The organism is Chryseobacterium sp. MDT2-18 (assembly GCF_030815285.1).
GTDB lineage: Bacteria > Bacteroidota > Bacteroidia > Flavobacteriales > Weeksellaceae > Kaistella > Kaistella salivictor.
Genome location: NZ_JAUSWQ010000017.1, coordinates 1 through 26,720, shown reverse-complemented (window position 1 = coordinate 26,720; position 26,720 = coordinate 1). Strand labels below are relative to the sequence as shown.

Below are 26,720 nucleotides of genomic sequence, written 5' to 3'. Positions count from 1 at the left end.
TTACTTTTACTAAAATATACGGAATGAAAACAAAACTACTTTTTCTTTTATTTTTCAGCTTTTCGGTGTCGTTCTTTTCGCAAGAATATATTATTGGAAAAGTAAGTTCCGAATTCAATACTGCTTTGCAAAGTGTCGTTATTTTTAATACTCGAACCGATGAAAAAGTATTGTCTGATAAAGACGGAAACTTTATGATTGCAGCGAAACAAACCGATGAACTCCGTTTTATAAAAAGTGGTTACGACAGAAACTCTTCTGAAATTTCAGCGCAGAATTTCCTCGCACCTTTAAATATCGTCCTCACAAAATCACCTTACGAGATTGCAGAAATTGACCTGACTTTTCAGGCAACCGGAAATTTAAAGAAAGATATTAAGGCTTTAGATCCACCAAAGAAAGTGGTCGCTTTAAATTCAGATATGAAATCGTATATGAGGACACCGCCGACAGAAGTTGCGCCGAAACTTTCTACTCCATCCGCTTTTGCCGCACCGAATTATAATGCAGGACAGGTAAATGTTTTAGGGATTGCTTCTGCGGTAGTCGGATTAATCAGGAAAGCAAAAACGCCGCCTATAACTACAGCGAATTATGCAGAAACCCAGGAGTTTTATCGCCGCGTAAAAAACACCGTTGATTTAAGTTTCTATACTTCCAAAGGCTGGGACGAAGAACAAATCGACCGCTTTCTCATCTATGCCGATCAGAATTATTCTTTGGCAAAACTGTACCGTAAGAATTTTGATGTTTCGGCCATTGATATGCTCATGAAATTAGCCTACAAAGAGTATATCAAAACCCACAAAGTAGGTTCTTAATGGTTAGAATTATTTTATTGCTTGCCCTCTCTTTTTCCACCTCATTATTTTCTCAGAAAGTTTCGGGAACAGTTGCCGATGAAGAGCAAAATCCGCTTGTGGCAGTGATGGTTTTTAATATGAAAACAGAAAAAAAAGTGTTTACCAATCTGGACGGTGAATTTACCATCGATGCTTCTGTAAGTGACGAATTGCGGTTCATCAGACAGGGTTTTGAAAGAGGCTCTGCAATAGTGAATTCGCAGAGTTTTTACAGTTCATTTTCTATTGTACTTATTCGGAGTGTTCAGGAAATTGAAGAAGTGAAAATTCCGGCTGTTCAATTGACCGGTGATCTGAATCGTGATACGGGAAATTTAAATAAATTTGATAAAGTCGCACAGCTTCAAAGAGAAGTCGGCGTTCCGGGACCGCCTGAGAAACCAAGAGAAACCCCGCCTCCGACCATTGAAAAAGTAGGGGTTTTGGCTTTTGCTGCAAGTAATTTAAATCTAAATACTTTATATAAAAATATTTCAGGTGATGGCAGAAGAATGAGACAGCTATATAAGTATGAAGATCTTCAGGATAATATTTCATGGATTAGGGGAAAAGTAGGCGATGAATATTTTACCAAAATGAAAATTCCTGGCGAAAAGATAGCAGAATTCCTTCAGTTTTCAATCGGTCGTAAACCTGAAATCAATAAATATATCAAAGCAGGAAATCTCTCAAAAGTACTTTTTATCATAGAAGAAACGCTTCCGCAATATTTAAACAGATAAGCAAACGAGGATTGTTCCCTTAAAATGCTTTTTTATGCTGAGTTATTTTGTGAAAAAGTAAAATAATTTATTCCTACCTTTAAACTTCATTAAACAAACTGCGAAACGCAATCATAAAAATACTTCGTTATGAATAAAAACATTATCGCCATCGCCATTGCGGCAGCAGGTTTCATCATCGGTCTTGCGTTTTTAGGCAGCGCCATTAAAAATAGAAATAGAGCGGATAATACCATTTCTGTTACCGGATTGGGAAGTAATAAATTTACCTCAGACCTTATTACCTGGAGCGGAAATTTTTCCCGTAACAGTTTCGAACTCAAATCCGCTTACGACGAATTGGCAAACGATAAAAAGATCATTGAAAATTATTTGGTGTCCAAAGGAATTCCGAAAGATAAGATGGTTTTTTCGGCCGTAGATATTCAGAAGCAATTCACTTATACCAATGATTCTAATGGATCCAGTCATCAGACTTTTGCAGGTTACCAACTTTCACAAACTGTTTCTATCAACAGCAAAGAGGTGGCGAAAATCGAAAATCTTTCGCGAAACATTACCGAAATTATCAATTTGGGAATCGAATTTGCTTCTTCTCCACCGAATTATTTCTACACCAAATTGGCCGACGTCAAACAGCAGATGATTGCCGATGCCACAAAAGATGCCAAACAGCGCGCAGAAAAAATCGCCGAAAATTCCGGTTCAAAATTGGGACATTTAAAAAGAGCTACGATGGGTGTTACCCAAATCACCGCACCCAATTCCACGGAAGAATATTCTTATGGCGGGACGTTTAATACTTCGTCCAAAGACAAGGAGGCGCGTATTACAATTAAGCTGGAATATGAGGTTGATTAATGTTTTATTTTGCTAAAGTTGTATTTCTACAAAAAGCTTTATCACTTTTTTTTACAACTGATAAACTTTAGAAAGCAGTTCTTCTTCAATTTTCTTCACGTTTTCCACGGCAAAATTACTCAGCAAAAATAAGTTGATTGAATTCTTGCCAATCCCGTAACTCGGTTGGATATAATCCTGCGAAATAACCGAGAAACCATTTCTGATGTAAAAATTAATTCTTCTTTCAGCCATTTCACCTAAAGAATTCGGTTCAGATTCTAAAACGATATTGCCAAATTTTTCCTTTAATTCTGCTAAAATCTGCGAACCTAATTTCAGATTTCGGTATTCTTCAAAGACTTCGAAATGTTCCAAAAAACAGGAATTTTCTAATTTCCAAAGAATTAAATAACCGACAAAATCATCATCGTTTTTTACGGCGAAAATAAAACAGTCAGGATTTTGTAATAATGAAAGAAATTGTTCTTGATCTCTTCGTTCGTCTTCCGGAAAAGTGTTTTCGTAAGCAGCATAAATTCTCGAAAGTTTTTTGCGAGTTTGCAATTCTTCAAACCAAATCATCGTATTCGTTTCATTTGTGAAAATTCGTGGAATTCGTATTATTATAAATCAAAAACGTTTGGCCGTCGGGTGATAAACATATCCTTAATCCACAGGGTAAAGGCTAAACCCAAATAAATGAGAAAGAAAACGCCCGCAGTTGCAAAAGTGGAGTAGATAAAAAATACCCGAAGTTTAGAAACCGGAATTCCCAGTTTGGCGCCCATTCTTGTGAGCACTCCAAACCATTGTCTTTCCATTTTATGTCTTAAATTATTCAGCATTTTTTTTATTGACTACAAAGGTAATTATTTTTAGCGACTGTCTGAATTTCATCAGCGGTAAGATTAAATGAAAGTGAGGAAGTAACAGGGTTTTGAGTATCAGGAATTCTCTCAGAGGATTTAGAAAAGGCGGTTTTTAGCAAGGTAAAAGATTGTTTGAATTGATTTAAAGACTTTGCGCGTGCGATTTTGCAGCTTTATCTTAATCGTGGTGAATTATGGTTTTTCTAAATATTCAGTCCCATATCCAAAATTAATAGTAATACGAATGCCTTGTAATCAGTCAAATGTTGGTTTTATTATGGAACAATTTTGGCTCGTTGTTTTATTAACTGTCCGAAATAACCAATCCAAATAATATGGTTCTGAGTTCAATTTTCCTCGGCAGGTTTTGATTATAATGAAAGACAATTGCTGAATTATACAGATGAAAAGTACGATCAACATTAGAAAAAATAGATTTTAACCAAATTAAAAATATAATGGGGAAAACATTTCTTTCCCAAAACGCTCTTTCACGAATCTTTAAAATAAAATCAATGAAAAAATTTCTTGCAATCCTTCCCTTAATAATCATGTCGTGTCAGAAAAAGGAAGTGGTATCGGAAAATACCGTAGATAATGATTCTGTCATTGTTTCAGAGCAAAAGGCTATTCATAATAAAATGGACTCCGCCGCAAACGGAATTGTTTCTATTGACGAAAACAGCGCTTTAAAAGAGTCATTCAAAACAGAAAGAACGGTTGGCGGGAATAAAATTATTCAGACCATTAATGCTGATCAACTTCCAATACTGCTTTCCGATGAATTCACCACTGAAGATCAGCAGATGGTTGTGAAAATCCGGGATTTTAACCGAAGACAACTCATCGGAAAAATAACTCCGGAAAATTCTGATATGAACATCCGTTTTAACCAAATTAAATTGGCGAACGGCCAATATGACGGCCCTTTCGGCAGAGAAATAAAATATGATAACAAAGAAAAAGGAGAAATCTGGCTCATCATTGGGAAAAGCAATATGGCGTCAGGTGAAGCCAAAGGAAAATTCACCGTAAATTTAGAATAATCACTTTCAAAATATTTTCCGCCTACCGTTAAGATTTTGTTAAAAGAAAGACTTGGTACAATTTCTGGATAAGAGAAATTAATTAAATTACTACAGTTATGAAAAATATTTTTTTATCTGCGATTGTTGCCACTGCGACTCTCGCGAGTTGTTCCACTGTTTCTTCGATTTTGCAGAATACCTTTCCGTATAATGCAACGGTTTTGGTGACTTCCGGATCTCCGGCAAACACCACATTATCCATTATTTCTGCGGCACAAAGTATTAATCAGTTAACGGGAGCGGGAGCTAATGTAAAAGATATCCGCGTTTCAAATGCCACCCTTTCTGTAAATTCGAACACTAGTGTCGGGCTTTTCAAATCGGTGAAAGTGTATCTTTCTAATAATGGCAGCAATGAAGTGTTGGTTGCCTCACGGGAAGATATTCCGGATAATGTTGGAAGCTCACTTTCGCTGGATGTAAGCACTTCGGCTACTTTAGACCGTATGATGAAATCGGGCAGCGTTCAGCAGCGGTTGGTGTATGTATTGAAGCAATCGCCTACTTCCGATATTTCAGTGAAAACTTCGATTGGATTCAGCAGTCTTCCGATTACCAATTAATTTGTTTTTTAGGAGCAACAGGATTTTTGCTACTTATGAAATTCGGTCCGGCTTTCACGGCTCGCTTTTTTCTGCGGTTCAGGAACCGCAGAAAAAGAGCTCAGACAAACCCGCTCAATCCGGGCTAAAATAATTTTCAGTTATATTTTCAAAATAACCGGCATTTTTGTGTTGGTTATTTTTATTTAGAAATTTCTTTTTGGTGTTTTTAACAGTAATGATTTCATAGTGCTTATTATTTAGTAATAATTAACTAAATCTCCGAAAATTTATCTTTTCCTTATCACTTTTGTATTCAAAATTAATATAATTTTAGACGAACTTTAAAATGTTCCACTAACAAACTTATTTTATGAAGCAAATTTTACTTTTTTTTGTATTTTCTTTTTCTATACTCAATTCTCAAACGCGGATGCTGAAACAGGTAAGGCAATTCCCAATGTGAGAATTATTCTGGCAGATCAGATTTTCTATTCTAATGATGATGGTTCTATTTCGCTTCCGAAAGATGCGAAACAATTTGAAGTTTCTTTCACCGGATATGAAACCTTGAAAACCTCCAAATTTCAATCAAGTATAAAACTAAAACCGCTTTACAATGATATAGATGAGGTGAAAATAGTTTCGGTTGACATCAAAAAGATTTTTACAGATGTTTCCAAAAATTATACAGACAGATATTATGATAAGCCCGCCATCTTTGATGTCACTTATTCTCAAAAAAGATTTGAAAATAATAAAATGAAATTATTGGTGGTAGCAGACGGGAAATTTTGGACCCGAGATGGACAATATAATGCGAAAGAAGCATTTAATGGGAAGCATAAAAATTTTGTGCAATTACAAATTGACACCTTGAGATATTTAAAATTGGAAAACAATGACTTTAATATTAAAGTAAAACCACAAAAGGTAAGTCATCAACCTGTCGGAAGTATGTTTTTTGACTATGAACTTTTTTATATGATGCGACGCAGTAAAAATAAAAATGCGGTAACCTCCGGTAAACTACTTTACGAAAATGAATTCGAACAGGAAATTTCTTATAAAATTAAAATGACTGACAACATCACTTATACTGGAACGTTCAGATATAACAAAGCAGATAAGGTAATTACTTTATTCGAAATGAATTTTAAGCAGAGTAATGCCAGTCTGGAGGTTTTTAAAGATGAAGATGGTTTTGAATACCAACGCCAGTCGCCGGATGGAACTTATATTTTTGAATTTTATAAAAGCGGAGAAAAATACGTGCCTTCCAAAATAAGCATTAGATACGAGGGTATTAAATATGCAATGGGTGATAAAGTTTTTGAATATCGGAATGCCAGAGATATCATTTTCAAAAGTTTTAAACCGACTGAAGAACGTGGCGTTGAGAATCCAGTTGATATTAACGGTTATTTCTGGAAAAACATGAAGATTAGTGATGACAAAGGGCTTGTGAATTTAAGCGAGGAAGAATTAAACTTTATAAATGATAAAGCAGATGAAAACTAATTTTATTTTTTTGATTATACTTTGCAGTGTTTATGGTAATGCGCAAACTCACCGATTTATTTATGATGTTGAGTACAAAAAAGATTCTACCATGAACCTGACCACCAAAGAAAACTACCATTTAGATATTACCGGGAATGAAGTTCTTTACTACACGAGAGATTATTTTATTGCAGATTCCTTGGTCGCAAATAATATTCCTTTTCCAAAAGAGATGAAACTGAATACTTCCACCATTATCAAACATCAAAAAGGAAGTTCAGATTTCAGCGAATACGATTTGCTAGAAAATACAATTCTCGGATTGCAAACAAAAGATTCCCAAATCTGGAAACTAAGCACCGATAAAAAGTTGGTCAAAGATTTAATACTTCAAAAAGCCACCACAACTTGGGGAGGTAGAAATTGGATTGCGTGGTTTACTACAGAATTCCCTTTTCAGGAAGGACCTTATAAATTTCATGGCCTGCCGGGATTAATTACCGAGATTTCGGACGATAAAAACAATTACAAATTTTCTTTAGCAAAATCGGAAAAAATAAAAGAACCGGCAGGAAATCAATATCTTGAAATAGCGCATCAAATGAGTGTTCCCGTAACTTGGGAAAAGTATAAAAGTGCAAAATTAAAATATTATGAATCTCCTGTGAATTTTATAAAAAACGGAACAGGAAATTCCAGTAATAATGAATTTTATCTGAACGATGGAACAATTGTCAATTCTTCAAATAGTAGGGAAGTGAACGATCGATTGAGAAATATTATCAAAAAATATAATAATCCTATTAATTTGAATAAGGCGATTTTTTATCCATAGATTTTGATTTCTTCAAATCATTAATTTCCCAAATCTTCCCTAAATTTGCACTTAGAAATCAGCAATCATGAATGTATTCGACCTTATTATCAATGACAGAGAAGCCGTTTCTTTAGAAGATGTTTTCCTGAATAAATACAATCACCAAAATATTCAGCAACTCATCAAAGAATACAGATATGTTGACGAACTTACCAAATACGGTTTGCCGGTGAATAACAAAATTCTCCTGCAGGGACATTCCGGCTGCGGAAAAACCACGACCGCAAAAGCCATCGCTCACGCACTCGGAAAGCCTATCATGATTTTGAACCTGAGTAATGTGGTCTGTTCCAGAATTGGGGAGACTTCACAGAATCTGAAACAGGTTTTCGATAAAGCTGCCCGGGAAAAAGCAGTTCTTTTCCTGGATGAATTCGACCAGATCGGTAAGGAAAGAGGAAGCGATGATAAAGATGTTGGCGAAATGCGAAGACTGGTCAATACGATTATTCAGCTCATCGATTATTATCCGGCCAATGCTCTGCTTATCGCCGCTACCAATCATGCCGAAATTATCGATATTGCTTTGTTAAGAAGATTTCAGCTCAGAATTAATTTTGAAATGCCCAATGATGCTGTCTTGGACTCTTACTATGACAGGCTTTTGAAATCTTTTCCCGAACATCTTAAAAGTTTTGAGCGGCTGTATCATGTTTCTTTCGCCGAAGCAAAAGATTATGCTTTTACGAAAATAAAATCTTTACTGATCGCAAAATTAGAAAAGGAAGAAAAACCACTCTAATAAAAAATAACCGACAGTGACTGCCGGTTATTTTATGACAAGACTAAGGGTCTATTGTCTCTTCGTCTATTCTCTATAAGTCTATCATCTCTTCGTCTTAAAATAAGCAATCCCGCACTTCAGGAAGGCTTTGAAATCCTCTTTTGGCATATATCCAGAAACGGGCGTATTGATTACTTTTCCGTCCGGTGTTACCAAAACATAGTGCGGCTGGGAATTATTATTAAAGTTGATCTGCTGGAACAAACTCCATTTGTCACCAATCGTTTTCACTTTTTTCTTTTGTCCGTTGCCCATGTCAACCGATGTTTGCTCGTTTTCTGGAAGCGCTTCTTTATCATCAACATATAAAGAGGCTAATATTACTTCGTTTTGTAAAATCGGTAAAATATCCGGTTCGCTCCAGACGAATTCCTCCATTTTACGGCAGTTTTCACAACCGTAACCGGTAAAGTCGATCAACAAGGGTTTGTTTTCTTTTTTCGCAATTTCAATGGCTTTGAAATAATCATGTTCCGGATGCATTCCTAAAATCCCGTCTTTTTCATCATGGAGATAACTCACATTGATTGGAGGCAAAATTCCACTCAGGTATTGCAGCTTCGGTCTTTCTCCGGGAAATAATCCCTGAATTAAATAGATGATAAATCCGATTCCTAAAACGCCGATCACTTTTCTGGTCATCGAAATTTTAGCTTTTTTATCATCATGTGGAAATTTGATTTTCCCGAATAAATAAAGAACTAAACCAATCGAAATCAGAATCCAGATCACAATAAATAATTCTCTTTTCAGGAAGAATGTTTTGGAAACCAAATCTGCTTTTGATAAGAATTTTAAAGCCAGTCCTAATTCGATGAAACCTAAAACAACTTTCACCGTATTCATCCAACCTCCAGATTTTGGTAAACTTTGCAAAGCCTGTGGAAACAAAGCCAGCAATCCAAAAACGATTGCCCATGAAAATCCAAATCCTGCAAGAGCAAAAGTCAGTAACATAGGAATATTTGCCGAACCGGTAAGAGAACTTCCCAATAAACTTCCTAAAATGGGTCCCGTACATGAAAATGAAACAATGACCAACGTTAAAGCCATGAAAAAGATTCCGATAATTCCGCCTGCATCTTCTGCTTTCGAAGATTTGTTGGCAATCGAACTCGGTAATGTAATGTCGTAATAGCCGAAGAAACTTCCGGCGAAAAACAGAAATATGATGAAGAATACAATATTCAACCAAACACTTGTGGAAATTTGATTGAAAACATTTCCGGCAATTCCGTCAATAATATGAAACGGAACACTTAGTAATACAAAAATCAAGAGGATGAAAAATCCGTAAATAAAGGCATCTCTTTTCCCTTTTGCTTTGTCTTTCGATCCTTTGGTGAAGAAAGAAACCGTCAGAGGAATCATCGGAAAAACACATGGAGTCAACAAAGCGATCAATCCGCCGAAAAATCCTAATAGCAGATACGTCCAGAAATTTTCTGAATTTTTTTCCTGAACAATTCCACAATCTGTTTGCGGATTGGCGAAATCAATAGAGGCTACTTTTAAACCTTCCTGAACTGCAGGAATTGGAGTAGTAATTGTTGTTTCCTGAATTTCAATGGTTCGGATGCTGTCTTTATTTTCGCCGGTAATGGCCGTCGCGGTGATTTCTTCGGTTGTACTTACTGTTTCGGTAGCCGCAATGGGAATTACTTTCTGTTCGAATTCTAAAGTGTTCGGTGCCAGACAAACGCGGTCATCACAGGTTTGATAGGTGATTTCAGCAACAACATTTGCCGGTTTTGCATTATTTTTAAGACTGAATTTCTGTTTAAATAAAACCTTGTCAGAATAATAAACGATTTGAGCGCCGAAAGCTTCCGAAAATTCATCGTGCTTTTTACCCACTTCTGCGACTTTCCCGATGAGGTTGATGCCGTCTTTGGAACTGAGTTTCATTTCGGTAGGAATCCCGGAATCTGGTGGCAAATCTTTGGAATAAATGTGCCAGTTTTTATCAATCGTGGCGGTTAAAACGGCTTCATATTCATTGTTTGGTAATGAATTAATTTGGTATTTGAATTTTACAGGATCTTTTATTTGTGCGCTAATTCCTTGAAAAAGGAAAAGGACGATGAGGATAAACCAATTTTTAAATTTCATTTTCACTTTACTTTTTTGCGGTCCGCTTGCTTTACCGGACACTATGATTTTACTTTTATGATTTCTGGACTTTCTTTAGATGCTACAAATCTTCTGTCCTGGCGCAACGGGAGCACTCCTAATATACGATCTTCACCGTCGCACAAAAGCCAGATTTTTTGCTGGGCTAAAATAGGGATTTTTTCATCCTTAAAAAATTTTGAGATCTTCTTTTTGCCTATCATTCCTATTGGAAAGAATAAATCGCCATCCTTTTTTCGTCTTAACTTTAAAGGAAACAGGATTTTTTCAGCATCAAATTTCCATTCCAATTTTCCTAATTCTTTAATTTCTGAAAGAACCAGGTCGGGAATCAGGATTTGACTTTCATCATTTAAAGTCAAAATAATTTCTTCCTTGTCCTCTGTTTCAATTTCATCCGCAATCTTTTTTAAAATCAAGATTTTACGGTCGATGGTGAGCTGATATTCACTGGAAATAAATTTCTTACCGGTTTTTGCTTTTCGGATTTTTTCAATTTCTTCACCTTCATTAAAACCATATTTTCGCAGGATTTCAAACCTGACAAAATTACTTTGATTAAAAAAGAGATCTTTCTTCATTATTAAATAATCCTCCTGATGAATGATAATTTCTTTTTCGATCCCTGAAATTTGTTCTTCAATGAAATTTTTGGATTGATTGAGATATGAAATGCTCTTTCCAAAGTTTTCCAAAAAATTTTCATTGACTTTCAGCAGGTGCGGCACGATTTCGTTGCGGATTTTATTCCTTAAATAATCATTTTTTTGATTGGATAAATCTTCCCGGAATTCAATCTTATTTTCTTTAGCAAAATCATAAATTTCCTGTTTAGAAAAACCAAGCAGCGGTCTCAGAATTTTGTTTTCATTCGCAGGAATTCCACTTAATCCTTTAATTCCGGATGCTTTTGAAAGATTGATGATGAAAGTTTCCAGTTGGTCATTCAGATGATGTGCGGTGACAATAAAGTCCAGTTTTTGATCCTGCTGAATTTTTCGAAAGAAATCATACCGAATGGTTCTCGCCCAATCCTGTATCGAATTTTTGGGTTGGTTGTCTTTTTCGGAAACTTGATATAGATGAAACGGAATCGTGTGTTTTTTACAAAACTCCTGTACTAACTTCTGGTCTTCATCAGAATCGTTTCCGCGGAGTTTATAGTTAATATGAGCGACTTGCAATGTTAAATCCGTTGATTTAAATAAATGAAGCAATACCATAGAATCAGCGCCACCACTAACTGCAAGTAGAAAATTTGCATTCCGGTAATCAGCGGAGATTTCTTCCAAAGCATGCTGAAAAGTCTTTGAGTTAACCAATTTTTAAGGATTTTTTAAGGAATATTTAGCAAAGATAATTCTTCTGTTCAAATTGAATTCTCTATTTTTGGACGAACAAAAAGATTATTATGAATATTGGAAAAATAGGAGCCGTTCTGGGAATGGCATTATTGATGACTTCTTGTGTAAGCAAGAAGCAGTTTGATGCATTGAATACAAATTACAACCAGTGTATTACCAATGTTGGTGAGAGACAACGTGAGATTCAGGATTTGAAAGGTGTTAATTCCGGTCTGGCAAGCGAAAATGCTTTGCTAAAAGGACAAAACGATGCTTTGAAATCTTCCCTCGATGCGTGTTTATCAAATAGTGGAAAAGGTTCTGCGAATATTGATAAATTAATTGGAGAGATCAATTCTTCTAACAAATACATCAAGCAATTAATTTCTACCAATTCTAAAAACGACAGTTTGAACTTGGCTTTGTCTAATAAATTAAAACGTTCTTTGGATAATATCGCAGATAACGATGTTCAGGTGAAGGTTTTAAAAGGAGTGGTCATGATTTCTCTGTCTGACAATATGTTGTACAAAACGGGAGATTATAACATTTTACCTGCCGCACAGGATGTGTTAGGAAAAGTAGCGAAAGTGATTAACGATTACGATACTTATTCTGTATTGATCGAAGGAAATACCGATAATGTTCCGTTGAGTTCTAATAATTTACCAAAAGACAACTGGGATTTATCAGCGTTGAGAGCAACATCAATGGCGAAAGTTCTTCAGACAAGATTCGGCGTAAATCCAGCGAGAATTACGGCTGGCGGACGAAGCGAGTACAACCCGAAAACCACCAACGCATCTGTTTCCGGAAGAGCGGAGAACAGAAGAACAGAAATTATCATCATGCCTAAATTAGATGAATTTATGAAGTTAATGGATATTGCTCCAGTGAAAAACTAAATAAATTTCAGGATATATTTTTAGCGCTGTTAGAGGTTGAAGCTCTAACAGCGCTTTTATTTTAAATGCTTAAATTTGACTTAAATTAATACCCAATGAGTTTTTTTGAAGAAAATTGTCCCGAAATGGACCGCTATTTAGAAAATCACACCTCGGCAGAACCCGATATTCTGAAAAGATTACGAAAAGAAACTTTCCAGAAAACGACGCAGCCGCACATGATTTCCGGTTATCTGCAGGGAAGATTTCTGGCGCTTTTGTCGAAGATGTTGCAGCCGAAAAATATTCTGGAAATAGGAACTTTTACCGGTTATGCGACTTTGTGTTTAGCCGAAGGTTTATCACCGCAGGGGAAAATAACCACTTTAGACATTAATGAAGAATTGGCCTATTTACCCAGGAAATATTTTAATGAAAGTGAATTTGCAGATCAGATCGATTTTCAGTTAAAAGATGCCAAAGTTTTTTTAGAAGAAACGGATGCCATTTTCGATTTCGTTTTCATCGATGCTGACAAAGAAAATTATGTCGAGTATTTCAATTTAATAAAGCCTAGAATTAAAAGCGGTGCAGTTATTCTTTTTGATAATGTATTGTGGTATGGAAAGGTTTTAGAAGAACATCCAAAACAGAAATCAACGCAAATTATCAAAGAACTCAATGACATGGTTGCAAAAGAGGAGAATTTCGAAAATGTTATTTTACCTTTGCGGGACGGACTTCACTTAATCAGAAAAAAATAAAACTTTAGGAATAACGATGAACAAAGGAATTTGTACGGTTTCGGTGGCGGCAATCCGCGCAGAACAATCTCATCAGTCAGAAATGACTTCGCAGCTTCTTTACGGCGAAACGGTTGATATTCTTGAAAGTACAGGAAAGTTCGTCAAAGTAAAAATGGATTTTGATGGTTATGAAGGTTGGATTGATGCACAGCAGATTTGTGAGATTTCCGAAGAATATTTCCTTGAAAGAAAGACGGAACTGGTACTGAATACCATTCAGATGTATAACACTTCGCAAGGTGCAATCCTGTTGTCGATAGGGAGTGAAGTGAATTCTGAAAAAGCGGAACGTTCATTTTTAAAGGTCGGAACTATTTCGGAAACGGCTAAGCAATTCCTAAATGTACCTTATCTCTGGAGCGGCAGAAGTTTTTTCGGTATCGATTGCAGCGGATTTGTACAGCTCATTTATAAAGTTCACGGAATTTTTCTTCCAAGAGAAGCTCAGCACCAATCGGAAATAGGCGAGGTCTTGAGTTTCGTCGAAGAAAGTAAACCCGGAGATTTAGCCTTTTTTGAAGATGCAGAAGGAAAAATTTCTCACGTTGGAATGATGCTCGATAATCAGGAAATAATTCATGCCTACGGAAAGGTGAGAATCGACTCGCTGGATTCCACCGGGATTTTTAATAAAGAATTGAATAAACACACCCATAAACTTCGGTTTTTGCGCAGTATTTTTTAAAAAAAAATATAATGCTTAATTTAGGGCTCGCTATTTATTTTTAATCATCATGAAAAAACTACCCTTTTATCTGCAAATTATCGCTTTTTGTCTGTTGATTTTTATCTGGGATTATATTTTTATGAATTTCCGAAGTTTGCCTGTGTCAGTTCCTGTGCGTTTAGGATGGGATGAAAAACCGAGCTTTTTTGTGCCTAGGATACTGATTTGGCTTTTTGCGGCAGTTGCTTCTTTTATTTATTTACTGAATTTTTATCTCACGAAAATCATCAATTCTCTTTTTCTGAAAATGCCTAAAAACAATAAAAAGGAGACCCGAAAGGCAGAGAGAACGCTGAGCGTTTTTCAGCTGATAGTTATGTTGCTTTTGACCGTCATTACTTACGAAAGTGTCTCTATCGGATTAGGCGAAAATGATGCTTTAAGCCCAATTAACAATTATCTGATCGTTGTTCTTTTTTTAGGAGTAATCACCATGGTGGCTTACTCTGTTCGGATTGCTAAAAGAACCGGTTCGCAAAACCTTACCCATTAATGTTTTTTTACAACCTTTTCATCCGTTTGCTGATTTCCTTCATGAGAATTGGAGCCGTTTTTAATTATAAATTAAAAAAAGGTTTGGCCGGAAGAAGGCAGAGTTGTGATTTGGTGAAGGCTGAATTCTCTCCGGAAGATCAGGTAATCTGGATGCATGCCGCGAGTTTGGGAGAATATGAACAGGGACTTCCTGTCCTGGAAAAACTGAAGGATCAATATCCTGATCATAAAATTTTAATTACCTTTTTCTCACCGTCGGGTTACGAGAATGTCATTAAAAAAGATACGGTTGCCGACGTGATTTGTTATCTTCCTTTCGATACCGAGAAATGGGTGAAAGAGTTTACTTCAAATTTTAAAACAGCTATTTTCTTTACCGTAAAATATGATTATTGGTATCATCTTTTAGAAGAACTGAAAAAGCAGGGAGCAGAAATATACGTCGTCTCGGCGTTGTTTTATGAAACACAAATTTTCTTTAAAGTCTATGGAGGTTGGTTTGCAAAACAGCTGAAAAAAAATGTGGATTTCTTTTTCCATCAAACCAGACATTCAACTGCGTTGGCGAAAGGAATTGGCTTGAGTAATTCGATGACCACAGGAGATACCCGGTACGACAGGGTTCGCAAGCTGCGCGAGAGAGATAATACGGTGGGTTTTATCGGCGAGTTTACGCAAGGTCACAAAACGGTTATCTTTGGAAGTTCCTGGGAGGCGGAAGAACGGCTGGCAGAAATTATCGGTGCAAAAAATAAAGACGTGAAGATAATTATCGCACCTCACGATTTAAAAAGGGTCGCTCATTTGAAAACATTATTTCCGGCGGCGATTCTTTATTCCCAGATTACCGACAAAGAATCTGTACGCTTCTTAAATGTAAAAGTGCTGATTATCGATTGTATCGGACTGCTTTCCAAATTGTATTCTTACGGTGATTTAGCAGTGGTTGGCGGTGGTTTTCATTCAAAAGGGCTTCACAATATTTTAGAAGCAGCCACTTTCGGAATTCCCGTTTTCTTCGGAAATCAATACACGAAAAATCCGGAAGCTGACGAGCTTATTGCCAGAAACGGTGGGCAATCTTTTGAAGACGAATTTTTTGCCGCTCCTTATTTATTAGGTTTGTTAAAAGATGATGCCGGTTTAAAAAAGATGGGAAATAATGCCCGGAATTTTATTGAAGAACAGCCAATCGCTTCCGAAATTATTCTTGAACAGATTGTGAAAAAGCATCAGCTTAAACAATAGCGTAAAATTTTTCTCAGCGCAATAATCCTTCTGCCTTGATTCCTTTCAGAATTAAATCAATGTGGTCAGGAATGTTTTCAGGATCGAACCAACTTAGAAATAATCCGTTGTGCAACGTGAGATCTTCCAGGCTTTTATTTTTTACAATTTGCTGATGAACTTCTTCAAAAATTTCCCCTAAATCTAAATAATAATCAGGATCTAATTTTTTAGTTAAAACAAAAGAACGGAATATTTTATTGAGGAGATAAATATATAATTTGTAGTGATCACCGGTTTTTGGGGCGTGTTTTAATGTTTCACTCACTAATAAAAGCGTTAAAGAAACTTCGCCGAATTTATCCGTTGTAATCTTAACATGTTCTGTTATTTTTGCGCTCACTTTTCGAATCGCTGGCAGGAAATATTTGGTTCGTCCGAATTTTTTCACGGCAACCGAAACTTCATTTTTGATGAGAGATTCCATTTGATTTCTCTTGTCATCGGCAGTTTCCGGATCGATGAGTTCGAAATAAAGCCGGTGCGATAAAATCCTGTCTTTTTTAAGCAAACGGATAATCAATTTATCTTTTTCCTGAGAGGTGAAATTTGAAATCGCCTCTTTAAATTCTTTTGAATATTCCATTAATTAAAAAATTTAGAGTATTTCATAAATCCGTTTAATGCCCAATTCGCCGTGTAATACCAGGATTTTAAGGTGGAAAAATGCATATAATCTTTATACACCAAATACTGGTCTTTCATAATGTTGGTCTTTTTTCTGGAAATGCTGCTTGCGTGCATTCTGTATTTTGCCATGGTTTTCGGCAATGGTTTTCCGACCGGAATTTTCTTTAATAAATTCAGCCACATGACATGATCTTCCCGTTTGCTTCCAGCCGGGAAATATTCTTTGCCTACTCTTTCAGAATCGTACATGGAACTTAATAAAGATAAGCGACAGGTTTTTAACAGGTTATCAAAAGTAACCTCTTTGTCTGCCTGAAAATCTGCTATTTTTGGATTTAAACTCTTATCACATCTCGCATAATTGGAATAGGCGAGTTCGGCTTTTTCTTTTTTCATAAACGAAACCATTTCCTCTAAAAAGTCGGGTTCCCAATAATCATCAGCATCTAAAAAAGTAATGAATTTTCCTGTGGCTTTTTCCAGAGATAAATTTCGGGCATGACCAGCGCCACCATTTCTTTCTGCGACCGTCAGGGTAATTCGCGAATCATTAATTTCCTTTATTATTTTCACAGAATCATCCGAAGAACAATCATCTGTGACCAACCATTCCCAATCAGTGAATTTTTGATTGAGCACCGACTGAACGGTTTCTTCTAAGAAATTTGCAGAATTATAGCAGGGCGTAATGATGGAAACTTCGGGCATTGTGTTTTAAAGTTTAAGGTTCAAATTTACGATAATTAGTTTCATTCAGAAATTCATTTCAAAACCTTAAATTTGTGACTTAATTAAAATCAAGAAATGTTTTACGACCATCAATCCATCGACAAAAAGTGGCAGAAATTCTGGGAAGAAAATCAAACCTATAAAACTGAAAATACAACCGATAAACCGAAATTTTATGTTTTGGATATGTTTCCTTATCCTTCCGGTGCGGGTTTACATGTTGGTCATCCGCTGGGTTATATCGCGTCAGATATTTATGCGAGATATAAAAGGCATCAGGGTTATAATGTCCTGCATCCGATTGGTTACGATTCCTTTGGACTTCCGGCGGAACAATATGCGATACAAACCGGTCAGCATCCTGCGGTAACAACGGAAGAAAATATCACGCGGTACGAACAGCAAATGCGTAAAATCGGTTTTTCATTTGATTGGAGCAGAGAAGTGAGAACTTCAGATTCTTCTTTTTATAAGTGGACACAATGGATTTTTCTTCAGCTTTTCGATTCCTGGTATAATAAAACGACTGATAAAGCAGAAGATATTAAAGAATTGATTCGTCATTTCGAAAACCACGGAACTCAAAATTTATCAGCGGTTCAAAACGATCAGTTAGATTTCACTGCAGAAGAATGGAAAAGTGCTTCTGAGCTGGATCAACAGGATATTTTGTTAAACTACCGTTTAGCTTACCGTGCAGAAACTACTGTAAATTGGTGTCCGGGTTTAGGAACTGTTTTGGCGAATGATGAGATAAAAGATGGGAAATCTGAAAGAGGTGGTTTTCCTGTTTTTCAAAAGAAAATGATGCAGTGGAGCATGAGAATCACTGCCTATTCTGAAAGATTACTGCAAGGTTTAAATTCTTTGGATTGGCCCCAACCGCTGAAAGATGCGCAGGAATACTGGATCGGAAAATCTCAGGGTGCGCAGGTGACTTTCGGTGTTGAAGATTCTGCAGAAAAAATCTCCGTTTTCACCACGCGTCCAGATACGATTTTCGGGGCAACCTTTATGGTTTTGGCACCTGAGAATCCTTTGGTTAAAAGCTTAACGATAGAAAGTCAAAAAGAAGAGGTTGAAAATTATATCGAACAGACTTCTAAGAAAACGGAGCGAGACCGAATGTCTGACGTGAAGAATGTGAGTGGTGCATTCACCGGAAGTTATGCTTTGAATCCGTTTACCAATCAGGAGATGCCGGTTTATATTTCTGATTATGTGTTGATGGGTTATGGAACAGGCGCGGTAATGGCTGTTCCTGCACATGACGAACGCGATCACCGTTTTGCGAAAAAATTCGGTTTGACGATCATTAATGTTATTGAAAATGACAATGATATTCAGGAAGAGTCTTTTGATTCGAAAGATTCTGTTTGTGTGAATTCAGAATTTTTAAATGGATTAAAATATGATGACGCTAAATCATTAATTATCTCTGAGATTGAAAAGAGAAATATCGGTCATGGGACAACCAATTACCGACAGCGGGATGCGATTTTTTCCCGCCAGAGATATTGGGGAGAACCGGTTCCTGTTTATTATAAAGAGGGAATGCCGTACACTTTGCCGGTTTCAGCGTTGCCGTTGGAATTACCTGACGTTGAGAAATATCTTCCAACTGAAGATGGTGATCCACCTTTAGGAAACGCTAAAAATTTCGCCTGGGATGAAGCAAATCAGAAAATTGTTTCGACTGATCTGATCGACGATGAAAAGGTTTTTCCTTTAGAATTATCCACGATGCCGGGTTGGGCCGGAAGTTCATGGTATTTCTTAAGATATATGGATCCTAAAAACGAAGAAGTCTTTACCGATAAAAATCTTTCAGATTATTGGGGACAGGTCGATCTGTATATTGGCGGAAGCGAACACGCCACCGGACATTTACTGTATTCCCGTTTCTGGAATATGTTTATGAAAGACCGTGGTTACATTGATCATGAAGAACCGTTTAAAAAACTGATTAATCAGGGAATGATTTTGGGGATGAGCGCGTATGTTTTAAGAATTGATGGAACGAACCAATTTGTTTCTAAAGGTTTAGCAAAAGATTACCAGGTTCAAAAAATCCATGTTGATGTTTCTTTATTAAAAGGAGGAACCGATGAACTCGATACAGAGAAATTTAATAACTGGCGTCCAGAATACGCTGATGCTGAATTTATCTTAGAAGATGGGAAATACATTTGCGAACGCGAGGTCGAAAAAATGTCCAAATCCAAATACAACGTCGTAAATCCCGATGATATTTGTGACGAATATGGCGCAGACTGTTTGCGTTTGTATGAAATGTTCCTTGGTCCGTTGGAGCAGTCAAAACCGTGGAATACCCAAGGCTTAAGTGGGGTTTACGGATTTTTGAAAAAGTTCTATAACCTTTATTTTAATGGAGATGATTTCGAAGTTTCAGAGGATGAACCATCAAAACAGGAATATAAAATCCTGCATACACTAATTAAAAAAGTGGTGTCGGATATTGATAATTTTTCATTTAATACCTCAGTTTCGCAGTTTATGATTGCGGTAAACGAATTGCAGAAGCTGAAAACCAATAAAAGAAATATCCTGGAATCTTTAGCAATTATTGTTTCGCCGTATGCTCCACATGTTGCAGAGGAGTTGTGGAGCAAATTAGGACATACCGGGTCGATCGAGTTTGCGCCTTTCCCCAAATTTGAAGAAAAGTATTTGATAGAAGATGAAATCGAATATCCGGTGAGTTTTAATGGGAAGATGAGATTTAAATTAAGTCTTTCCGCAGAGTTATCAGTACCTGAAATTCAGGAAATAGTTTTAGCTGATAATCGGACAATGGAACAATTACAGGGAAATAATCCAAAAAAAGTAATCATTGTACCGAAAAAAATAATTAATATTGTTCTCTGAAAATAAATAATGAAAAATATTTTTATGGTGCAATCATAAAAAAGTGCATGTAATTTGTGTGATTTTTTAAAGGTATTTTTGAAATTGAAAATTATAATCATTTTTTAATTCAATTATTATCAATAATTCAATGTTAATGTATCGTAACATTGCATAAAATTAAATTTAATGATCCTTAAAGACTTGCATTATTAAATATTTTAACTTTATTTTACAACTCGAAAATTTAAAATAACAATTATAATTTAGTTTAGTATGGAAATGAATGTTTCAAACAACGAGGAGCAAGTAGTTGCTAAAAAATTAGGAGGTTTAAATCCGGCGTTAATAATCCCTGTTCTTATATTAATAGGAATCGCTATTTACATCTTTGTATTAGGTAACCCAGGTAATTTTAAAGCTGACCCAAGGCTTGATGGTCTTTCATCTGTAGCTTTTTCAGGTTTAGAAACCAAAGAATTACACCCAGGTAATGGTTTTATGGGAGTTATTTACATGGGAGGACCAATCGTACCTATTCTTATTTCTTTTATGATTATCGTAATCGTATTCTCAATCGAACGTGCTTTAGTGTTAGGTAAAGCAACAGGAAAAGGAGACGTTGATAATTTCGTATTAACTGTAAGAAGATTATTGAATCAAAACAAAGTTGATGAAGCAATCGAAGAATGCGACAGACAGGAAGGATCTATCGGAAATGTGGTGAAAGAAGGATTAACCACCTACAAAGCATTATCCAATGATACTACCATGAACAAAGAGCAGAAAATGGTAGCACTTAACAAATCGATCGAAGAGGCTACAACTCTTGAAATGCCAATGTTAGAGAAAAACATGATGATTCTTTCTACCTTGGGTACCGTAGCAACTTTGGTAGCACTATTGGGAACAGTAATCGGGATGATTAAAGCATTTAGCGCATTGGGTTCTGGTGGAGGTACTCCAGATTCTGCTGCATTATCAATCGGTATTTCTGAAGCGTTAGTAAATACTGCTTTAGGTATTGGTACATCTGCGGTTGCAATTATTCTTTATAACTATTTTACTTCTAAGATTGACGGATTAACGTTCAAAATTGACGAAATCGCAATGTCAATCCAGCAGTCATTTGCCGAATTCCACTAAGAATTCAGCAATGATAGAGATGATTTGAATTTCAAAAAATCTCAAAAAAAACAGAAGTTTAATAAAAAATAATTTACAATGGCGAGAGTCAAACCAAAAAGACATAATATAAGGGTAGATATGACGGCGATGACCGACGTATCGTTTCTACTCCTTACATTCTTTATCCTCACGGCTCAGTTTGCAAAACCTGATATCGAGACGATAACCACGCCATCTTCTATATCTGAAAAGCTTCTTCCAGATGCGAGTTTAATGACTATTTTGAGCACACAGGACGGAAGATTCTATTTTACACCAGTTGAAAACGGAACCGAGCGAATTGCTCTGTTGGATAAAATGGGAGAGAAGTATGGTATGAAATTTACTGACCCGGAAAAAGTTGCTTTTTCCAATGTTCAGTCAATTGGAGTTCCGATGAATCAACTTAAAGGATTCTTGGATCTTTCAGAGGAAGACCGTAAAGCTTTTAAAAGCAAAACGGGAATCCCTATGGATAGTACAAATAAACAGTTAATAGATTGGGTACAACAAAGTTTGGCCATCAACCCTGATTACAAATTAGCAATCAAAGGGGATGTGGACACTGAGTATCCTAAAGTTAAATCTTTATTTGAAGGATTGAGAGATATTGATTTCTTGAAATTCTGGTTAATAACAAGTCAGGAAGTGGCAAAATAATTAAGAAATGGCAGAAGTACAAGTAAAAGACAACAGCGGGAAAGGCGGAAAGGTACGCTCGAAAAAGCAGGTACCCCACGTAGATTTAACCCCCATGGTGGATTTGGCGTTCCTTTTGATTACATTCTTTATGTTAGTGACCACTTTTAACAAACCGAATGTGATGGATTTAGGTCTTCCGGCAAAACCGAAAGAAAACCAAAAACCACCTGATACAGAAATTGACTTATCAAACTCTATTTCAATAATTTTAGGGAAAGACAATAAGATTTTCTATCACCAGTTATCAAGAGATGAGCTTACAGAAGCAACTCTTAATGAAACTACTTTTGATAGAGAAGGGATTACAAAAGTAATCGAGCAGGCAAAAGCCAGAGCAAAAGATCCAGCCAAATTTACGGTGATCATTAAGCCAACGGACGATGCAGTATATAAAAATTTCGTAGATATGCTAGATGAAATGGCCATTACCAAAAATGAAATATACGGTATTACCGATATTAAACCTTGGGAAGAAGCTGTTTATGAGAAAAAAGTAGGGGAATCAAAAACTGCTCCTGCTAAACCGACCAACTAGAAGATACGTTTAATATTAAAAGACAGAATAATGGCAGATGAACACACTTACAATACGACTCCTACCTTGGATGAGATTGTATTTGAAAATAGAAATAAAGCGTATGGTGCATTTGATTTAAGAACAAGTTATAGATCAGTCCTTACCAAAGCTTTCATCTTCGGAACGGTTTTATTCCTTGTTTGCGCAATTACCCCATTTGTAATTATGAAAATAAAACAAATGACGGCGAAAGAAACAACAGAAGTAAATGCCAATTTAATTGACATTCTTCCGGAACAGGAGCAAATTATAGAAACGCCCAACGAACCACCGCCACCGCCACCACCGCCACCAAAAGAAGAACCTAAAATTGAGGTGATTCAGAACGTAGTGCCGGAGCCGGTAAAAGCGCCTAAGGTAGAGACACCACCGCCGCCAATTTCAAAACAGTTGGAAACAACGACAGGAGTTGTGGCTCAGGAAGGAGTGAAAGCTCCTGCTTATGCACCGCCGCCACCGCCTCCATCAACCGGAAAGGTGCAGTCGGTAGAAGTAAAACCTCAGGTTTCAGAAACGCAGGTTTATACGGAAGTAGAGCAGTTAGCTGAATTCCCGGGTGGAATTAACAAGTTTAGATCCAGTGTTCAAAACAATTTTGATACCGGAGCAATGGAAGGGGATGAAGGTGTTGTGAAAACAACAATTACTTTCGTAGTTGAACGGGATGGTTCAATTACCGATGTTAAAGCTGACGGCCCTAACAAAACATTTAACGCTGAAGCAGTGCGAACTGTGAAGTCTGTAAAAAATAAATGGTCTCCTGCAAAAATTAATGGTCAAGCTGTAAGATATCGTTACAGATTACCTCTAACAATGCAGTTCGAATAAGATTTTTAATTATACGAATAGAAAAGAGAAGTGAAAGCTTCTCTTTTTTATTTTTTTTGTAGTTTTGTGGGATATGATATTTAATTGGCTTTCCATAGTTGCCGGATTTTTCTATGTTCTTTTAGGAATCGTGGTAATAGTTTATAAATTCTTCGTCATCTTTTTAGAACCGAATGTCGCTTATCCATTAGGAGGCCTCTTCGTGCTGTACGGTGTCTTTAGAATCATTCGCGCAATCTATAGAATCAGAGAATACCGAAATGAAGAATAAACTGGTTTTAATGATAAGTATTTTTGCACTGTTGATATCGTGCAAAAAGAAACCGGATGTTGTTGTGGGTAGTCCTCAGCAAGGTGAAATCACTATGGAAGTAGATGAATCTTTCGCCAGTGTTTCAGAAGCATTGTCTGAGCGGTATATGGCACTTTATCCCAACACCAAGATTAATTTGAAAATTAAAAAAGAAGATTTTTGTTTTTTAGATTTATTAGAAGCAAAAGTTGACGTGATTGTAATGTCTCGGGAATTAAGCGAAGATGAAAAAAAAGCTTACAATAAAGAAACCGGTCTGGATTGGCTTCCGGCAAAATTCGCCGCTGACGCAGTGGTGTTTGTCGTTCCAAATGATTCTCCAAGAGAATCAATCACCATGGAAGAAATTAAGCAGGAGCTGACGAGTGACAAAAAGAATATTATTTTTGATGGAACCAATTCGAGCAACCTTAATTTCGTCGCTCAGAAATTAAATACTAAACCGGATCAATTAAAGTTTTCTATTATTAATGGGAATAAAAATATCATAGAACAATTAAATAAATTTCCAGATAAAATCGGAGCTGTTGGCTTAAATACGGTCAGCAGACCTTACGATCCGGAATCCGAAAATTTAAAAAAATCGGTCAAGATTTTGAAGGTTGTTCAGGATAGTAAATCTTTTGAACCACGGGTAGAAAATCTGGTCGATATGTCTTATCCTTTTGCTCGTATTTTGTATTTTCTGACCAATGAAAAGTATTTTGGTTTGGCAAATGGTTTTATCCGGTTCTCCTGTACCCAGCTTGGGCAGATTGTAGTTTCAAAAGAGGGTTTACAACCTTACTATATTATTAAAAGAGAAGTACAGATGCGTTAAATTTTTATAAAATTAGCGCTCACTATCATCACCTGCAGTTTTGGTATAAAAATTGGGTGTTATCGATAGAAAGTTTTTACAAAACATATTAAACAATTTAAAATGAAAGATATAATGAATTTAACGAAGAAGATTGCTTTCGGGGTTTCAGTTGGTTTTTTCTGCAATTTTGCTTTTGGTCAAACTTTGCAGGAAGGGATTAATAGTGCAGACAGTCACAAGTATGCCCATGCCAGACAGATTTTTACAGAAATGGTTGCAAAATCTGCCACTGCAGATAATTATTTTTATTTAGGAAATTCCTATCTCACTCAGTTTGAACCCAACTTTGAAAAAGCAAAAGAAGATTTCGATAAAGGTTTACAAATAGATAAAAAAAGTAATCTTAATAAAATTGGATTAGCATCTATTCGATTAGGAAAAGGAGATAAATCGGCAATAGCTGAAATTCAAAATATTGTGAAGGATTCTAAAGAAAAAGATCCCGAAGTACTTTACAGAGCTGCAGAAGCACTTACCCTTTTCGGTGGTACGGGCAGCGCTGACATGGCAATTGATTATTTGAACAAAGCCATAGAGAAATCTGCTAAAAATGGAACGCCTGCGCATTATTATTATACGCTTGGGGATGCATACCGTCTGAAATTGACAAACAGTCCACAAGTTGCAGGCTCTGCAATGACTGCTTACGAGAAAGCTTTGCCAAGTGCAAAAAACAAAGCTTCTGTTTTTACGAGAATTGGAACACTCTGGATGCAAGCCCAGCAATGGAAACCTGCTAAAGAAAATATCGATAAAGCCATTCTGGCAGATCCAACGTATGCTCCTGCTTATAAAGCAAAAGCTGCTTATGACATCAGATATCAGGAAAATGCATTGGCAACCCAGGATTTGATCAATTATGCAAAATATGCAGATGAAGATCCTGATACCCAGTTAGAAATTTCTAAACTTTTCTTTACTAATGAAGATTATGGAAACTCGAAAATGTATTTGGATAAAGTATTTGATAAAGTAGATGATCCTATTAAGTTTAAATTAAGAGCTTATCTACAATATGCTGATGGAGATTATGCTGGTGCAAAAAGCAGCATGGATTCGTTTATTAGCAAAGCCGACAAATCGAGAGTTAAAACATCTGATGAAGGATTAATGGGTCTTATCGCTGCAGGATTAGCACAAAAGGAAACAGATCCTGTTAAAAAATCAGCTTTAAATGCAGAAGCACAGCAAAAAATCGCGATTGCCAAAGCAGCTAAAGATGAAACCATGAAGTGGGATGACGAATTGGTGAAAATCAAAGGTGGCGGTGGCGTCAATCAAGCTGCTGTCGACGCAGGAGCGACCAGTCCGGAAATCGAAGCATTGAAAAAACAAGTGGCCGCAAATCCTCAGGATACTGATGCATTGTTCAAGTTGGCAAACGCATACCAGGAAGTTAAGAACTGGAACGGCGCGATTCTCTCTTGGCAAAAAATGAGTGGATTGTTGCCTGACTGGGCACCAGCTTATTATAGTCAAGGCTATGCGCAGCAGCAAGCTGGCCATAAAGAATTGGCTAAAATCGCTTACGAGAAATTTATTGCAACTGTGAAGCCTGCAGAAGTTGAAAGCAGCAAAGAGATTCTTTCTTACGCGTATTTTGCAGTAGCTTATTTAGAAAAAGATACTAATCCGGCAAAAGCCAAAGATTACGTGAGTAAATCATTGCAGTTAAATCCTTCTTATCAGGATGCAATTGATCTGAACAAGCAGTTGAATAAATAATATTTAATTCAATAATATACAATCCCATTCGAAAGAGTGGGATTTTTGTTTTGAATGGCTTTAGCAAATTCTAAAAATGGTTATAGAAATTATATTCTTGTTAATGCCAATTATCTTTGTTTTATGTTGATGACGATATAGCTGGGTGGTTCAGAATTGCTGATGAAATGATTTTAAAAAAAAACACAGCGAATAATGAGGAGGGAATACATTACAAATGGGGGAATCTCTGTATTAATAGATGTTTTTTTTCTTAAAGACAATCTACTCTTTATATAATAAAGCCTTTTTTAGAATATTCCCATCATTTCCTTGGAAACATGGGTTGAAATTTCGCCTCTTTTCAGTTTTTAAGTTGCCAGTGCTGCAAATAATAGCGGACAGACAAAGCCGGTCAGCACCCAGAATGCTTGTATATGCTGGGATTAATGTGTGCTTGCTGCTGAAAAAATGCTGCCTCACATAAAGTGGATAACTCCAAATATTTTGTATTTTACTATTAATTAATAAGTTGCAATATTAGTTATTCACATTTCCTAATTAGTCCCAAAAT

The 26,720-nt window shown here is 36.3% G+C and carries 27 protein-coding genes; 21 read left to right on the top strand and 6 right to left on the bottom strand.

The window, feature by feature from the left end; all coding sequences use genetic code 11:
- Positions 1-23 precede the first annotated feature (23 nt).
- From QF004_RS13545 to QF004_RS13535, 3 genes are all read left to right on the top strand, one after another.
- Complete coding sequence (locus tag QF004_RS13545; RefSeq protein WP_307427332.1) at positions 24-821, top strand: hypothetical protein; 798 nt, start codon at positions 24-26, stop codon at positions 819-821.
- A complete protein-coding gene (locus tag QF004_RS13540; RefSeq protein ID WP_307427330.1) occupies positions 821-1,585 on the top strand; it encodes a carboxypeptidase regulatory-like domain-containing protein in 765 nt (254 codons plus the stop codon). Before QF004_RS13545 ends, QF004_RS13540 begins: the two co-directional genes overlap by 1 nt.
- Positions 1,586-1,714: 129 nt before the next feature.
- Positions 1,715-2,446, top strand: coding sequence for an SIMPL domain-containing protein (locus tag QF004_RS13535; protein WP_307427327.1), 732 nt, complete (start codon positions 1,715-1,717; stop codon positions 2,444-2,446).
- A 51-nt stretch (positions 2,447-2,497) separates the two neighbouring features.
- On the opposite strand, the gene QF004_RS13530 is transcribed toward QF004_RS13535, so the two are convergent.
- A complete protein-coding gene (locus tag QF004_RS13530) occupies positions 2,498-3,010 on the bottom strand; it encodes a GNAT family N-acetyltransferase (RefSeq protein WP_307427324.1) in 513 nt (170 codons plus the stop codon).
- Positions 3,011-3,051: 41 nt separating this feature from the next.
- Entirely contained in the window at positions 3,052-3,273 is a 222-nt protein-coding gene (locus tag QF004_RS13525) for a PspC family transcriptional regulator (RefSeq protein ID WP_133438939.1), read from the bottom strand.
- A gap of 539 nt (positions 3,274-3,812) precedes the next feature.
- Here QF004_RS13525 and QF004_RS13520 point away from each other — a divergent pair.
- From QF004_RS13520 to QF004_RS13500, 5 genes are all read left to right on the top strand, one after another.
- Complete coding sequence (locus QF004_RS13520; protein ID WP_307427321.1) at positions 3,813-4,343, top strand: hypothetical protein; 531 nt, start codon at positions 3,813-3,815, stop codon at positions 4,341-4,343.
- Between the two features lie 98 nt (positions 4,344-4,441).
- Complete coding sequence (locus QF004_RS13515) at positions 4,442-4,948, top strand: hypothetical protein (RefSeq protein ID WP_307427319.1); 507 nt, start codon at positions 4,442-4,444, stop codon at positions 4,946-4,948.
- A gap of 441 nt (positions 4,949-5,389) precedes the next feature.
- Positions 5,390-6,448, top strand: a complete 1,059-nt coding sequence (locus QF004_RS13510) for a hypothetical protein (protein WP_307427316.1) — start codon at positions 5,390-5,392, stop codon at positions 6,446-6,448.
- Positions 6,438-7,265: a GLPGLI family protein gene (locus tag QF004_RS13505; RefSeq protein WP_307427313.1), complete on the top strand. Its 828-nt coding sequence runs from the start codon at positions 6,438-6,440 to the stop codon at positions 7,263-7,265. Before QF004_RS13510 ends, QF004_RS13505 begins: the two co-directional genes overlap by 11 nt.
- Positions 7,266-7,332: 67 nt before the next feature.
- Complete coding sequence (locus QF004_RS13500) at positions 7,333-8,049, top strand: AAA family ATPase (RefSeq protein ID WP_307427309.1); 717 nt, start codon at positions 7,333-7,335, stop codon at positions 8,047-8,049.
- Between the two features lie 84 nt (positions 8,050-8,133).
- On the opposite strand, the gene QF004_RS13495 is transcribed toward QF004_RS13500, so the two are convergent.
- A complete protein-coding gene (locus QF004_RS13495) occupies positions 8,134-10,203 on the bottom strand; it encodes a thioredoxin family protein (RefSeq protein WP_307427307.1) in 2,070 nt (689 codons plus the stop codon).
- Positions 10,204-10,244: 41 nt separating this feature from the next.
- Positions 10,245-11,546: a tRNA lysidine(34) synthetase TilS gene (tilS, locus tag QF004_RS13490; RefSeq protein WP_307427304.1), complete on the bottom strand. Its 1,302-nt coding sequence runs from the start codon at positions 11,544-11,546 to the stop codon at positions 10,245-10,247.
- An 89-nt stretch (positions 11,547-11,635) separates the two neighbouring features.
- Between tilS and QF004_RS13485 the strand changes: the two genes are divergently transcribed.
- The 5 genes from QF004_RS13485 to QF004_RS13465 all read left to right on the top strand — a co-directional run bounded on the left by QF004_RS13485 (position 11,636) and on the right by QF004_RS13465 (position 15,727).
- Positions 11,636-12,472 (top strand): OmpA family protein, encoded by an 837-nt coding sequence (locus QF004_RS13485; RefSeq protein WP_133438930.1) that lies wholly within the window; start codon positions 11,636-11,638, stop codon positions 12,470-12,472.
- A 95-nt stretch (positions 12,473-12,567) separates the two neighbouring features.
- Positions 12,568-13,215: an O-methyltransferase gene (locus QF004_RS13480; RefSeq protein WP_307427301.1), complete on the top strand. Its 648-nt coding sequence runs from the start codon at positions 12,568-12,570 to the stop codon at positions 13,213-13,215.
- A 16-nt stretch (positions 13,216-13,231) separates the two neighbouring features.
- Positions 13,232-13,942 (top strand): C40 family peptidase, encoded by a 711-nt coding sequence (locus QF004_RS13475; RefSeq protein ID WP_307427298.1) that lies wholly within the window; start codon positions 13,232-13,234, stop codon positions 13,940-13,942.
- A 49-nt stretch (positions 13,943-13,991) separates the two neighbouring features.
- Entirely contained in the window at positions 13,992-14,477 is a 486-nt protein-coding gene (locus QF004_RS13470) for a hypothetical protein (protein WP_307427297.1), read from the top strand.
- On the top strand, positions 14,477-15,727 hold the full coding sequence (locus QF004_RS13465; protein WP_307427294.1) for a 3-deoxy-D-manno-octulosonic acid transferase: 1,251 nt from the start codon (positions 14,477-14,479) through the stop codon (positions 15,725-15,727). The genes QF004_RS13470 and QF004_RS13465 overlap by 1 nt, the downstream gene beginning before the upstream one ends.
- 13 nt (positions 15,728-15,740) lie before the next feature.
- On the opposite strand, the gene QF004_RS13460 is transcribed toward QF004_RS13465, so the two are convergent.
- Entirely contained in the window at positions 15,741-16,352 is a 612-nt protein-coding gene (locus QF004_RS13460) for a deoxyuridine 5'-triphosphate nucleotidohydrolase (RefSeq protein WP_307427292.1), read from the bottom strand.
- Entirely contained in the window at positions 16,352-17,104 is a 753-nt protein-coding gene (locus tag QF004_RS13455) for a glycosyltransferase (protein WP_307427289.1), read from the bottom strand. Before QF004_RS13455 ends, QF004_RS13460 begins: the two co-directional genes overlap by 1 nt.
- Before the next feature lie 96 nt (positions 17,105-17,200).
- Between QF004_RS13455 and leuS the strand changes: the two genes are divergently transcribed.
- From leuS to QF004_RS13415, 8 genes are all read left to right on the top strand, one after another.
- Complete coding sequence (gene leuS, locus QF004_RS13450) at positions 17,201-20,014, top strand: leucine--tRNA ligase (protein WP_307427286.1); 2,814 nt, start codon at positions 17,201-17,203, stop codon at positions 20,012-20,014.
- A 255-nt stretch (positions 20,015-20,269) separates the two neighbouring features.
- Positions 20,270-21,139, top strand: a complete 870-nt coding sequence (locus tag QF004_RS13445; protein WP_133438922.1) for a MotA/TolQ/ExbB proton channel family protein — start codon at positions 20,270-20,272, stop codon at positions 21,137-21,139.
- Between the two features lie 78 nt (positions 21,140-21,217).
- On the top strand, positions 21,218-21,820 hold the full coding sequence (locus QF004_RS13440) for a biopolymer transporter ExbD (protein WP_133438921.1): 603 nt from the start codon (positions 21,218-21,220) through the stop codon (positions 21,818-21,820).
- 7 nt (positions 21,821-21,827) lie between these two features.
- Entirely contained in the window at positions 21,828-22,397 is a 570-nt protein-coding gene (locus QF004_RS13435) for a biopolymer transporter ExbD (protein WP_133438920.1), read from the top strand.
- Between the two features lie 30 nt (positions 22,398-22,427).
- Positions 22,428-23,267, top strand: coding sequence for an energy transducer TonB (locus tag QF004_RS13430; RefSeq protein WP_133438919.1), 840 nt, complete (start codon positions 22,428-22,430; stop codon positions 23,265-23,267).
- A 73-nt stretch (positions 23,268-23,340) separates the two neighbouring features.
- Positions 23,341-23,538, top strand: coding sequence for a C4-dicarboxylate ABC transporter (locus tag QF004_RS13425; protein ID WP_246012433.1), 198 nt, complete (start codon positions 23,341-23,343; stop codon positions 23,536-23,538).
- Positions 23,528-24,400 (top strand): PstS family phosphate ABC transporter substrate-binding protein, encoded by an 873-nt coding sequence (locus QF004_RS13420; RefSeq protein WP_307427282.1) that lies wholly within the window; start codon positions 23,528-23,530, stop codon positions 24,398-24,400. Before QF004_RS13425 ends, QF004_RS13420 begins: the two co-directional genes overlap by 11 nt.
- A 102-nt stretch (positions 24,401-24,502) precedes the next feature.
- The gene (locus QF004_RS13415) at positions 24,503-26,167 is read left to right on the top strand and encodes a hypothetical protein (RefSeq protein ID WP_307427279.1); all 1,665 of its coding nucleotides are present in this window, start codon (positions 24,503-24,505) and stop codon (positions 26,165-26,167) included.
- Positions 26,168-26,720 lie beyond the last annotated feature (553 nt).